This is a genomic window from Ruegeria sp. AL1 (genome assembly GCF_056540905.1).
On record NZ_JBQFXP010000013.1, the window covers coordinates 61590 to 73662 of the forward strand.

The 12073-nt window shown below is 60.1% G+C and carries 16 protein-coding genes; 12 read left to right on the forward strand and 4 right to left on the reverse strand.

The genetic code is table 11. The features are described from left to right. Positions 1-7: 7 nt before the first annotated feature. Positions 8-472, forward strand: coding sequence for a PTS sugar transporter subunit IIA (locus ACRZ9X_RS19345; protein WP_480521719.1), 465 nt, complete (start codon positions 8-10; stop codon positions 470-472). 55 nt (positions 473-527) lie between these two features. Here ACRZ9X_RS19345 and dalA read toward each other — a convergent pair whose 3' ends face one another. Then, a complete protein-coding gene (dalA, locus tag ACRZ9X_RS19350) occupies positions 528-1043 on the reverse strand; it encodes a divisome-associated lipoprotein DalA (protein ID WP_480521720.1) in 516 nt (171 codons plus the stop codon). Between the two features lie 169 nt (positions 1044-1212). Here dalA and ACRZ9X_RS19355 point away from each other — a divergent pair, with 169 nt between their 5' ends. Together ACRZ9X_RS19355 and ACRZ9X_RS19360 are read left to right on the forward strand one after the other, a co-directional pair. Beyond that, positions 1213-1812 (forward strand): L,D-transpeptidase, encoded by a 600-nt coding sequence (locus ACRZ9X_RS19355; protein WP_480521721.1) that lies wholly within the window; start codon positions 1213-1215, stop codon positions 1810-1812. Positions 1813-1952: 140 nt separating this feature from the next. Next, positions 1953-2135, forward strand: a complete 183-nt coding sequence (locus tag ACRZ9X_RS19360; RefSeq protein WP_005979327.1) for a hypothetical protein — start codon at positions 1953-1955, stop codon at positions 2133-2135. 75 nt (positions 2136-2210) lie between these two features. On the opposite strand, the gene hemH is transcribed toward ACRZ9X_RS19360, so the two are convergent. Both hemH and ACRZ9X_RS19370 read right to left on the reverse strand, forming a co-directional pair. Beyond that, positions 2211-3260 (reverse strand): ferrochelatase, encoded by a 1050-nt coding sequence (hemH, locus tag ACRZ9X_RS19365; RefSeq protein WP_480521722.1) that lies wholly within the window; start codon positions 3258-3260, stop codon positions 2211-2213. 56 nt (positions 3261-3316) lie between these two features. Further along, on the reverse strand, positions 3317-4147 hold the full coding sequence (locus tag ACRZ9X_RS19370) for a methyltransferase domain-containing protein (protein ID WP_480521723.1): 831 nt from the start codon (positions 4145-4147) through the stop codon (positions 3317-3319). Between ACRZ9X_RS19370 and ACRZ9X_RS19375 the strand changes: the two genes are divergently transcribed. Genes ACRZ9X_RS19375 through ACRZ9X_RS19390 form a run of 4 tightly spaced genes read left to right on the forward strand, consistent with a single transcriptional unit; the run spans position 4146 to position 6469 of the window. Then, positions 4146-4892 (forward strand): ComF family protein, encoded by a 747-nt coding sequence (locus ACRZ9X_RS19375; RefSeq protein WP_480521724.1) that lies wholly within the window; start codon positions 4146-4148, stop codon positions 4890-4892. The genes ACRZ9X_RS19370 and ACRZ9X_RS19375 overlap by 2 nt on opposite strands. A 37-nt stretch (positions 4893-4929) precedes the next feature. Next, entirely contained in the window at positions 4930-5187 is a 258-nt protein-coding gene (gene grxC / locus ACRZ9X_RS19380; RefSeq protein ID WP_170657874.1) for a glutaredoxin 3, read from the forward strand. Continuing rightward, positions 5184-6014 carry a carbon-nitrogen hydrolase family protein gene (locus tag ACRZ9X_RS19385; protein WP_480521725.1) on the forward strand — a complete coding sequence of 277 codons (831 nt, stop codon included), beginning with the start codon at positions 5184-5186 and terminating at the stop codon, positions 6012-6014. Before grxC ends, ACRZ9X_RS19385 begins: the two co-directional genes overlap by 4 nt. Before the next feature lie 14 nt (positions 6015-6028). Beyond that, a complete protein-coding gene (locus ACRZ9X_RS19390; protein ID WP_480521726.1) occupies positions 6029-6469 on the forward strand; it encodes a MarR family winged helix-turn-helix transcriptional regulator in 441 nt (146 codons plus the stop codon). Between the two features lie 2 nt (positions 6470-6471). Here the strand turns inward: ACRZ9X_RS19390 and ubiG are convergent, their stop codons facing one another. Continuing rightward, complete coding sequence (ubiG, locus tag ACRZ9X_RS19395; RefSeq protein ID WP_480521727.1) at positions 6472-7218, reverse strand: bifunctional 2-polyprenyl-6-hydroxyphenol methylase/3-demethylubiquinol 3-O-methyltransferase UbiG; 747 nt, start codon at positions 7216-7218, stop codon at positions 6472-6474. Between the two features lie 49 nt (positions 7219-7267). Between ubiG and pip the strand changes: the two genes are divergently transcribed. The 5 genes from pip to ACRZ9X_RS19420 all read left to right on the forward strand — a co-directional run bounded on the left by pip (position 7268) and on the right by ACRZ9X_RS19420 (position 12068). After that, positions 7268-8245 (forward strand): prolyl aminopeptidase, encoded by a 978-nt coding sequence (gene pip, locus ACRZ9X_RS19400; RefSeq protein WP_480521728.1) that lies wholly within the window; start codon positions 7268-7270, stop codon positions 8243-8245. Continuing rightward, entirely contained in the window at positions 8242-9060 is an 819-nt protein-coding gene (locus ACRZ9X_RS19405) for an ABC transporter substrate-binding protein (protein ID WP_480521729.1), read from the forward strand. The genes pip and ACRZ9X_RS19405 overlap by 4 nt, the downstream gene beginning before the upstream one ends. A 158-nt stretch (positions 9061-9218) precedes the next feature. Further along, a complete protein-coding gene (rimP, locus tag ACRZ9X_RS19410; protein ID WP_010442531.1) occupies positions 9219-9809 on the forward strand; it encodes a ribosome maturation factor RimP in 591 nt (196 codons plus the stop codon). Further along, a complete protein-coding gene (nusA, locus tag ACRZ9X_RS19415) occupies positions 9809-11422 on the forward strand; it encodes a transcription termination factor NusA (RefSeq protein ID WP_480521730.1) in 1614 nt (537 codons plus the stop codon). The genes rimP and nusA overlap by 1 nt, the downstream gene beginning before the upstream one ends. A gap of 22 nt (positions 11423-11444) precedes the next feature. Beyond that, entirely contained in the window at positions 11445-12068 is a 624-nt protein-coding gene (locus ACRZ9X_RS19420; protein WP_480521731.1) for an RNA-binding protein, read from the forward strand. The last annotated feature ends 5 nt before the right edge of the window (positions 12069-12073 follow it).

The window sequence follows — 12073 nt, forward strand, 5'->3', positions numbered from 1 at the left end:
CAAATCAATGGAGCTTTCGAGCATTCTAAAGCCCGAAGCGGTGCGCGTGTTGTCCGCGGCTTCCAGTAAAAAACGTTTGTTTCAGGAAATTGGCGATGTTGCTGCCGTAACTCTGGGTCTGGATGCGCAAACTGTCGTCGACAGTTTGCTCGAGCGTGAGAGTCTTGGTCCAACTGGCGTCGGGCACGGCGTAGCCTTGCCACACGCGCGCCTGACCGAGCTTGAGGCAGTGACCGGTGTATTCGTCATGCTGGAAAAGCCGATTGATTTCGGTGCGGTTGACCGCCAGCCCGTCGACATTGCGTTTTCCCTGTTCGCACCCGAAGAGGCCGGTGTCGATCATCTGAAGGCACTGGCACTGGTGTCACGCACGTTGCGCGAGCAGTCGGTCTGCGCAAAGCTGCGCGCCAACCCTGATCCGGTCAAGCTGTATGCAATACTGACCGAAGCGCAATCGGTTCAGGCCGCTTAACGCCGAAACAAAAAAGCCCCCGGTTTTCGGGGGCTTTTACGGGTGGCGACCGAGATCAGCCGCCGGTTCCCATCTCCAGCGTCCACCAGATTTTCCCGCCGTTTTCCTGGTGCCAGGCGAATCCCATTTGTGTCGCTTTCGGGTCCATGATGACCGACCGGGGCCCGGGCTCCTGCATCCACGCGGCGAGGGTTTCGGTCTCGGTTTCAAAGGTTTCCGAGATTGCCTCGCCCAGGAACGTGCCGAAATACCCAACGCGGGCAACCCGATCTATCGGTGACGAGCCGTCTGAACCAAAGTGCCACGGACGGTTCTGACGGGCCATGTCCTTGGAGTGGGTCGCGGCCGCCGCGTTGAGTTGTGCGTTCAATTGCACCGGCTGCAACCCGGAGGCCTGACGCAACGCATTGACAGAATCCAACATGCGAAACTGCAGTTTTTCGGGGTTGCCCCGGATCTTGTAAACCGTCGGCAGCGGTCTGCCATCCGCCCCCAACGTGCTGGTGCGCGAATCGGTACATGCCGCCAGCGCGACAAGACAAATCAGGATCAGGGAAAAAATGCGTGTCATGATGGGCCTTAAATCAGAGTTAACACGGGAAATACCTTGCCTCAGGGCGCAGGGCAAATGCCCATTGGGTCCGCCTTGCATGATTTTGCCGGTTTGATTTGCGACTGAAGCATTCTGGCCATAGAATGCCTCAGATTTCGCTTCTTTTCTTATCAAAGGACCGCACATCATGGTCAATAAACGCATACTCGTTCCGTCGCGCCGAGGATTTATGGCAGGCGCTGCCGCGAGTCTGGCGTCTCCGGCGATCGCGCAATACATCCCCGGAGACCCATTGCGTCCCGCGCCCGAGCCGGAAGCGCCGGTGCGCCGCAACGTATCGGGATTCCGGGCGCAGGACTGGCAACCTTACTTTTCGAACACAAAAAACGGGGCCATTCTGGTCGATACCGTGTCACGGGCGCTGCATTATTGGTCAGAAGATGAATCTGTCTATAAACTCTATCCCTCATCGGTGCCTTTGACCGAAGAACTGACCAGACGCGGACGCACCAGTGTTATCCGCAAGGTCGAAGGCCCAAGCTGGTCGCCGACACCATCTATGAAAAAGCGAAATCCGGAATGGCCGGATCATATTCCGCCGGGCCCCGATAACCCGTTGGGAACACACGCTTTGTACCTTAGCTGGAAGTACTACCGCATACACGGTACCCATGACACGCGCAAAATCGGACGTCGGTCTTCGAATGGCTGCATCGGTCTGTTCAACGAAGATATCGCCGAGCTTTTCGCGATGGCCGAGGTTGGCACGCAAGTGTTGCTAATTTGACGACATTTTCGCGCACGAACCCGCTTGTTTCGTAAGTAATAATTGCATTCCATCAGGATAGCTGATTAGAAAAAAACACGAGGTAAGTCTTAGATGTGCGGTTTCGCCAAATGAAACCGTGCAAATTCTGGAGGTTAATTATGAAGAAACTCGTTCTCGCCGCCGCACTGACCGCTGCTGCTTCGACTGCGTATGCTGGCAACCTGGAAGAGCCGGTTGTTGAAGCACCTGTCGTTGTTGAAGAGACTCAGGGTTCGTCGCAGGGCATCATCCTGCCGCTGATCCTGCTGGTTGTTGTTGCTGCTGCTGTTGCCGCAGGCTAATTCGACGAGCGATATCAAAAGAAAAGGCGGTGGGGCAATCCACCGCCTTTTTTCGTTCCCGGATGAAGGGCCGGATCAGTCCAGCCAGCCTTTCAAATTGGTCTCGATCACCTTGCTTAGCGCGGCAATGTGCGAATCATCATCGTTGAGGCATGGGATATAGGTGAAGGTCTCGCCGCCTGCTTCTTCAAAGCTTTCCTTGATCTCTTCGTTGATCTCTTCCAGCGTCTCGATGCAATCGGCTGAGAACGCGGGCGCGATGACGGCGATATTCTTTTTGCCCTGACGGGCCAGGTCGGCGACGTGATCGACTGTATAGGGTTTCAGCCACTCTTCGGGGCCAAATCGTGATTGGAAGGTGGACACCAGTTGATCATCTGACCAGCCCAGCCGCTCTTTCAGCAGCCGTGTCGTTTTAGCACACTGGCAATGATAGGGATCGCCTTGCTGCAAATACCGTTCCGGCATGCCGTGGTAAGAACAGACCAGAATGTCCGGCTTTGTGTCCATCTTGGCATACGCGGCCTCGACAGATCCGGCCAGTGCATCGATATAGGCCGGCTCATCGAAATAGGCCGGTACCGTGCGGCTGGCGGGCTGCCAGGCTTCCTCCATCAGGGCGCGGAAAAACTGATCGTTGGCGGTGGCGGTCGTAGCTCCGGCATATTGCGGGTACAGCGGGAAAAACAGGATGCGGTCACAACCAGCGGCAACCATCTCGCGCACTTTGGATTTGGTTGACGGGTTGCCATAGCGCATACAGAAATCAACCATAACCTGACCGCCATACCGGGCTTTCATCGCGTCATGCAGCTTGGCCGTCTGGTCCTTTGTAATGGTCATCAAGGGGCTTTCGCCCTTGTCATGATTCCAAATCGATTTGTAGGCTTCGCCCGAGCTGAAGGGGCGTTTGCTCAGGATGATGCCCTGCAGGATGGGCTGCCATTTCCACTTTGGATAGTCGATCACGCGCTGATCGGACAGGAACTCGTTCAGGTAGCGGCGCATCGGCCAATAGGTATAGTCGTCGGGGGTGCCCAGATTGGCCAGCAGAATGCCGACGCGGCCCATTTTGACCTTAGGATGGTCGGCAGGCGCATGAGCGGGGCGGAGGGCGTCAAACATATCGTGCTTCCTGAAAGTTTGCGTTCTGGGCTGAGATAAACGGAATTGGTGCGCCGTCAATCGGACAGTTTGCCTTCTTTGGTGCCCAGAGCGTCCGCAAGTCGTGTTTGTGCCGATCCGGGACGCAACGGTTTTTGCTGGCTGGCATCCGGCGACCAGCCGGTCAGGCAGATCAGGTCGAACGTGGCCGTCAACCGCCCGCTGGCTGTGCTGAAATGCTCGGAATAGATTTGCTGGGCCCGATCAAAAACCTGTCGCCGTGTCAGATGCTTCACACGCGCAGACAGGCAGTTGCTTTCACCCATGGCGCGCAAGTCATGCATCAGGTGCGACAGGTCTCGGTACTCTGCCGTCAGGCGCGCCGTGTCCGCCACAGGCAGCGCCAGCCCGGCGCGTTGCAACAAACCGCCCAAGTCGCGCAGCTCGGCCATCGGGGCGATGCGAGGGCTGAGCCCGCCGGTGACCTCGATCTCGGCTTGTCCGAGTGACGCGCGCAGCTCATTCAGCGTCTCGCCGCCCAGACAGATCACCAGCAACAGCCCGTCGGGGCGCAATGCACGGTGGCATTGAATCAATTGACCGACCGGGTCATTTGCCCAATGCAGCCCCATGGCATGGATCACCAGATCATGCGCGCCGGGGGTCAGCGCCAGCACCTCATCATCCCTTACGACCTGTGCCGTAGGAAACACACCCTGCCAGATTTGCGGGAAGGGGGTCACCACACCCGGTGCCGTAAAGGATTTGTTTACCATCAACAACCGATCCTGCACTTCGTCGATGGCAGCATGGTGCAGAAACAGGGCGTCATCCCGTGCGCGGGTGCGGTGCAGGGCAAGAGCTGGGCGATCAAACAGTGAGGGTGTGTTGGACTCGGGCAGTTTCATGAGGCGCAGTTACCGCAAATGGCCGCGGATTCAAACTGCGATAAAGCTGATCTACCCACCGCGATGCATGGGGTGTGGCGCGTTGACTGAATCCGATTTCGGTCTGTGCGGGTCCTGCTGGCGCGATACGCCGTTTATTGGTGGAGTGGTTTGCGAAAGTTGCGGGATACCCTTGCCGGGTGAGGCCGACGGGTATCGCACCGAATGCGATGACTGCATGAAATCGCCGCGCCCCTGGGCCGATGGACGTTCTGCCCTTTTATATGGCGGCAAGGCGCGGGCTTTGATCCTGGCGCTGAAACACGGCGACCGACCGGAACTGGCCCGCCCGGCGGCGCAGTGGATGGCGCTCGCCGGGCGAGACCTGTTGCGCGACGATGTGCTGATCGCTCCGGTGCCGCTGCATTGGTCGCGCCTGCTGAAACGGCGGTATAACCAATCGGCTCTGCTGGTCAGGCAACTGGGGCGGTTGACGGGGCTTGAGATATGCCCGGACTTATTGACCCGGCGGATAAGAACACCGGTTCTGGACGGTAAGACCGCGAAGGAACGTGCCGAGGTGCTGGAAAAGGCGATTGCGGTACATCCCGGACGCAAACACCGGATGCGGGGTCGGGATGTGGTGCTGGTGGACGACGTGATGACCTCGGGCGCGACGCTGACGGCCTGCGCCCGTGTTTGCAAAGAGGCAGGGGCAAATCATATTTTCGTGTTGACCCTAGCGCGCGTTGCCAAGGATGCCTAATTCCCGGAAGATCACGCGAAACCCGAAGGGACGGATTATGAAACCGGTAGAAATCTATACCTCACCGCTATGCGGCTTTTGCCACGCGGCCAAGCGGCTGCTGAAACAGAAGGGCGTCGAGTTCAAAGAGGTCGATGTGCTGATGCATCCCAAACGCAAGCCTGAGATGATTAAACGCGCGGGTGGCAAACGCACCGTGCCGCAGATTTTTATTGGCGCGCAGCATGTGGGCGGCTGTGATGACCTCTATGAACTGGACCGCCAAGGCAAGCTGGACCGCCTGCTGGCGGCATGAAGACAGCCCTGCTGCAGATCACCGCTTCGGACGATCCGGCCGAAAATCTGGACATGGTGCGCGACCTGATGGCCCAGGCGGCTGATCAGGGCGCGCGCTTTATCCTGACGCCTGAGGTGACGAATTGTGTCTCCACCAGCACCACACGGCAGCGCGCGGTTCTGCAGTTTGAGGAAGACGACTTCACGCTAGCGGGCCTGCGCGATCAGGCCGCTGCGCTGGGCGTCTGGCTGCTGATCGGCTCGCTGGCGGTCAAGACCCATGACACCGATGGGCGCTTTGCCAATCGCTGTTTCATGATCGACCCGCAGGGGCAGATCGTGGCGCGCTATGACAAGATCCATATGTTCGATGTGCAGGTCACTGAAACCGAGACCTTTCGCGAATCGAAGAACTACCGCCCCGGCGACCGGGCTGTGATTGCCGAAACCGAATTCGGCAAGGTCGGCCTCACCATCTGTTACGATATCCGCTTTCCGCATCTTTACGCTGCGTTGGCGCAGGCCGGTGCGCGAATCCTGACGGTCCCGGCGGCGTTTTCGCCGGTGACAGGGGCCGCGCATTGGGAATCGCTGTTGCGCGCGCGGGCGATTGAGACCGGCTGTTGGGTTCTGGCCCCGGCCCAGACCGGAGAGCACCCGAAAACGCGCGGCAAGACGCGGTACACCTATGGTCACAGCATGGTTGTCGCCCCGTGGGGAGAGGTGCTGATCGACGCAGGTACCGATCCGGGCATTCACATTTTCGATTTGGATGATAGTTCTGTGTCCGAGGCGCGCCGCCGGGTGCCCTCGCTGACCCATGTGCGGGCCTTCGACGGCCCCTGAACCAGAACCGGACTATGGCAGACGATACCAATGCCCTTGCGGTCACGCTGTTCAGCGAGATCCTGACCGCCGACCAATTGTTGCGCAACCGGCTGAGCCGGGTGCTGCCCAAGGGCATGGAAATCTCGCATTTTTCGGTGCTGAACCATCTTGTGTATGTGGGCGACGAACGCACCCCGGCCCAACTGGCCAGCACCTTCCACGTCACGCGCGGAGCAATGACCAACACCTTGGCCAAGCTGGAATGGGCCGGCTACATCCACATCCGCCCCGACTGGGACGATGCCCGCCGCAAGATGGTCGCCATCAGCCCCGCCGGCCGCCGCGCGCGCGATCAGGCGATTTCTTCGATTGCGCCGCTGATCAACCGAGTGGTCGGAGAGCTAGGGCTCGAGCGGGTCCGCAGCACGTTGCCCGTACTGCGGGATTTGCGGTTGCAGTTGGAGGGGGAGTAGCCTCAGGCGGGTTTCACACTCGCCGTCACATAGTTCACGCTCAAATCCCGATCCGAGATCGACCAACTCCAGAGGATCGGGTTGAACACGAACCCCTTGCGGTCCACCGGCTCCAGCCCGGCTTGGCGTAGCAGGTCGAACAGCTCATCGGGCGTGATGAACTTGTTCCACTCATGCGTGCCGCGGGGTAGCCAGCGCATGACGACCTCGGCCCCGAAAATGGCCATCGCATAGGATTTCGGGTTGCGGTTGATGGTGGAACACACCTGCAACCCGCCGGGTTTCAGCAAGTGTTGCGTGGCGGTGAGATAACCAAGTGGATCGGCCACATGCTCGACCACCTCCATGTTCAGCACCACATCAAACTGTTCACCCGCGGCGGCCATATCCTCGGCGGTGGTGTGGCGATAGTCGATCTGTAGGCCCGATTGTTCCGCATGGATGCGGGCGACGGGTAGGTTGCGTTCGGCGGCGTCAGCACCCACGACCGTCGCGCCCAAGCGTGCCATCGGTTCGCTCAGCAGCCCGCCGCCACAGCCGATATCCAGCAGGCGCAGGCCCTCGAAGGGGTTCGGAGCGGTCAGGTCGCGGTCAAACTCACCCGCGATTTGCTGGGTGATATAGTCCAGACGACAGGGGTTCAGCATGTGCAGCGGCTTGAATTTCCCGTGAGGATCCCACCATTCCGCCGCCATCGCCTCAAATTTTGCGATCTCGGACGGGTCAACCGTGTTCGGATGCGCTTGCATTCCTGTCTCCGTATGCTCTTTTACGTCTTAAGGACTATATAGGGCCATAATGGACAAGTACCCGGACCAAAAGCGCGCAGTTCAATATCTGTACCCGCCGATCGATCCTTTCGATCAGCGCATGGTCGATGTTGGCGACGGGCATCGTATCTATGTGGAACAATGCGGCAATCCTGATGGGATACCGGTGGTGATTCTGCATGGTGGGCCGGGGGGTGGCTGCAGCCCGGCGATGCGGCGGTATTTTGATCCGCGCCATTACCGGGTGATTCTGTTCGATCAGCGCGGCTGCGGGCGGTCGCGGCCCACGGCCTCGGTCGAGAACAACACGACATGGGATCTTGTGGCGGATATTGAGCGGCTGCGGGTCCTGTTCGATATCGACGAATGGATCGCCTTTGGCGGCAGCTGGGGCGCGACGCTGGCCCTGATCTATGCGCAGACGCATCCCGACCGGGTCAGCCGGTTGGTGCTGCGCGGCGTGTTTCTGGCCACGCAGGCCGAGCTGGATTGGTTCTATGGCGGCGGCGCGGGCAAGTTCTGGCCCGAGCAATGGGCCAAGTTCACCTCGCTTCTGTCTGAGGGCGAGATGGGCGACACCATCGCCGCGTATCACAAGCGCCTGTTTTCCGGCGACCGCGCAACCGAGGTTCTTTATGCCCGCGCCTGGTCGCATTGGGAGAACGCTCTGGCCTCGATCCACACGAACGGGTCGGTGGGGGAAAGCCCGGGGGAATATGCGCGGACCTTCGCGCGGTTGGAGAATCACTATTTCACCAACAAGGCGTTTCTGGAAAAGGACGGTCAGATTCTGGACCAGATGGATCGGATCGCCCATATCCCCGGACATATCGTGCAAGGCCGGTATGACATGATCTGCCCGCCTCAGGCCGCGTGGTCGCTGGCTGAGCGTTGGCCGAATGTCGAGCTTAAAATGGTCCGCCATGCAGGTCACGCATTGTCTGAACCCGGCATCAGCGCCGAACTGGTCCGCATCATGGACCGTGTAGCCGAGGAGAGCGCATGACCCGGATCGACCGCCGTGCTCTGTTTGCTTCGGGTGCCGCCGCTGCACTGCTGGCGGCCACGGGGGCTTCGCTGGCGGATACGCCCAAGACAGGCGGCACGTTGCGTCTGGCGGTGCCGCGCGATGACAGTCTGGACCGGGTGGCGCGCGGTGCGGTGTTTGACACCCTGACCGAAATTGCGCCAGACGGTACCCTGCGCGGAGAGCTTGCGTCGGGTTGGCAAACCGACGAACGGGCGCGGGTCTGGAGTTTCGATCTGCGCGACGATGCCCGGTTCCATGATGGCGCTGCCTTGAATGTTCAGGATGTGATCGCCGTTTTGCACGACGTTGGCCGGGCCGAGGCACTGGGCCCCAACCGCTTCCGTATGGAACTCGCCGAGGCGAATCCGGGCCTGCCCTTCCTGCTGGCCGACAGCCGGTTTGTTATCACGCGCGCGGGACAGGACGTCTCACCGCTGCACGAGGCCAACGGCACTGGCAGCTACAAGGTCGAACGGGCCGAGGATTCGCGTCATTTCCTGGGCCGCAGGGTTGAGGATCATTACAAGACCGGGCAGGCCGGATGGGCGGACCGTTTCGAGGTGATCGTCATCCCCGATCCGCATGTCCGGGCCGAGGCGTTGCGCGATGGTTATGTGGACGTCGCGGCGTTGCCTGACGCGGATGGTCTGAAAGATCAACGCGGTCTGCGCTACCACCCCAGTCAGACAGATATGGCGCTGGCCGTGGCGGCGCATGTCGGTATGCCGCGGCAGATTGGCAAAGCGACACTGGATGACGGGCGCATCGCGGAAAGGTGGTGGCTGGCCTGATTTGATCACGTTTTACGCCGGGGGTTGCAGACTCGGGAACTCCTGCGTATATGCATCTGCAACAGCGGCGCGTTGGACTTCTGGTCCAAGGCTCCACCGGAAAATTCGACGGGCCGCGCGCCCGTTTTTTTGTGCCCGATAGCAGGGTAGAGACCCGAATGACAAACGACCTGATAGCCAAAGCAGCCATCGACCGGCGACTGGCCGAGATTATCACCCCCGTGATCGAAGATCTGGGGTATGAGCTTGTACGCATCCGTCTGATGAGCGGCAAGACCACAACGATGCAGATCATGGCGGACAAGCCCGATGGCGGTATCGAGGTGGACGATTGCGCCGAGATTTCCAACGCGGTCAGTGCCACGCTGGATGTCGAGGACCCGATCTTGGACGCCTATACGCTGGAAGTATCCAGCCCCGGTATCGACCGGCCTTTGACCCGTCTCAAAGACTTTGAGACGTTTGAAGGGTATGAGGCCAAGATCGAAACCGCTGAATTGATCGATGGCCGCCGCCGCTTCAAGGGCGAATTGGCCGGAATCGAAGGGGACGAGGTTCTGATCAACATCCCCGAGGGGGACGAGACCATCACCATCGGTCTGCAATTCGACTGGCTGAGCGACGCCAAGCTGGTCCTGACCGATGACCTGATCAAGGAAATGCTGCGCCAGCGCAAAGACGCCGGTGCCCTGAACGAAAACGCTTTCGACGAGATTGAGACCGAAGGGTCCGAAGAGGAGACGAACTGATGGCAATCACCTCAGCCAACCAGCTGGAGCTGCTGCAGACCGCCGAGGCCGTGGCCCGCGAAAAGATGATCGACCCCGGTCTGGTTGTCGAAGCGATGGAGGAATCGCTCGCGCGAGCCGCCAAGAGCCGCTATGGCGCGGAAATGGACATCCGTGTCAGCATCGACCGGAAGACCGGTAAGGCGACATTCACCCGCGTCCGCACCGTGGTCGAGGATGAAGAGCTTGAGAACTACCAGTCCGAGTTCACCGTCGAACAGGCCAAGCAGTACATGGAAAACCCCGAGGTCGGTGACGTTTTCGTGGAAGAAGTCCCGCCGGTCGAAATGGGCCGGATTGCCGCCCAATCCGCAAAGCAGGTGATCCTGCAGAAGGTTCGCGAAGCCGAGCGGGATCGTCAGTACGAAGAATTCAAGGATCGCGCAGGCACCATCATCAACGGTGCGGTCAAGCGCGAGGAATTTGGCAACGTCATCGTCGATCTGGGCGGGGCCGAGGCCGTTCTGCGCCGCAATGACAAGATCGGCCGCGAAAGCTATCGCCCGAATGACCGCGTGCGCGCGTATATCAAGGAAGTGCGTCGCGAGGTGCGTGGCCACCAGATCTTCCTGTCGCGCACCGCGCCGGAATTCATGGCCGAGCTGTTCAAGATGGAAGTGCCGGAAATCTATGACGGCATCATCGAGGTCAAGGCTGTGGCCCGTGACCCCGGCTCGCGCGCGAAGATTGCCGTGATTTCCTATGATGGCTCGATTGATCCCGTCGGTGCCTGCGTTGGTATGCGCGGCAGCCGCGTGCAGGCTGTCGTGAACGAGCTGCAAGGTGAGAAAATCGACATCATCCCATGGAACGAAGATCAGCCGACCTTCCTTGTGAACGCTCTGCAACCCGCCGAGGTCTCCAAGGTGGTTCTGGACGAAGAGGCCGGCAAGATCGAAGTTGTGGTGCCCGAGGAACAGCTATCGCTGGCAATCGGCCGCCGCGGTCAGAACGTTCGTCTGGCCAGCCAGTTGACCGGTCTGGACATCGACATCATGACCGAGGCCGAAGAATCGGCGCGCCGTCAGAAGGAATTCGAAGCCCGCACCCAGCTGTTCATGGAAACGCTGGATCTGGACGAGTTCTTTGCCCAGCTGCTGGTCTCGGAAGGCTTCACCAACCTCGAAGAGGTGGCCTATGTTGAGATCGACGAACTGCTGGTCATCGACGGTGTCGACGAAGGCACCGCGCAGGAGTTGCAGACCCGCGCGCGCGAATTCCTGGAAGCACAGGCCAAAGCAGCGCTTGATGCGGCGCGTGCATTGGGCGCCGAGGACAGCCTTATTGACTTTGAAGGCCTGACGCCCCAGATGGTAGAGGCGCTGGCCAAGGACGACGTGAAGACGCTGGAAGACTTCGCAACCTGTGCCGACTGGGAACTGGCCGGCGGCTGGACCACAGTTGATGGCGAGCGCATCAAGGATGATGGTGTTCTGGAACCTTTCGGCGTGACGCTGGAAGAGGCTCAGGACTTGGTCATGACGGCGCGCATCATGTTGGGCTGGGTTGATCCGGCCGAACTGGAGCAGGCCGAAGAAGACGGCGAAGCAACCGACGAGGAGGTCGAGGCCTGATCTCAGGCCTCGGGTGGCTGACATGGGTCGCGGTGGCGTCCATAAGGATCGGTCGGAAGGCCCTGAGCGCAAGTGCATCGCCACGGGCGAGGTTCAGCCCAAATTCGGGCTGATCCGCTTTGTGACGGGGCCGGATGGTCAGGTCTATCCGGATGTCGCGGCGAAATTGCCGGGGCGCGGGGTTTATGTTGCGGCGGATCGCGCCGCGCTGGACAAAGCCGTTGGCAAGAAACTGTTCTCGCGCGGGTTCAAGGCGCAGGTGAGCGCGTCGAAGGACCTGACCGACGAGGTCGAAAAACAGATCGCGCGCCGTGTGGTTGAATTGCTCAGCCTGGCGCGCAAGTCCGGTGACGCGGTTGCCGGGTATGAAAAGGTCAAGACGTGGCTGGACCGGGAAGAAGCAAGCGTGCTGATTCAGGCCAGCGATGGATCGGGGCGCGGTAAGTCGAAACTCAGCACGCCGCACTTCGGCAAATACATCGGCTGGTTGACTGCGGACGAGCTTGGGGCAGCATTTGGGCGCCAAACCGTGATTCATGCGGCCTTGGCCTCTGGCGGACTCGCCAAACGTGTTGTAGAGGAAGCGCAGCGCCTGCGTGGCTTGCGCGAAAAGGATGACGGCGGCAAGGGCCGCGCGGAAGGGTAAGAAGC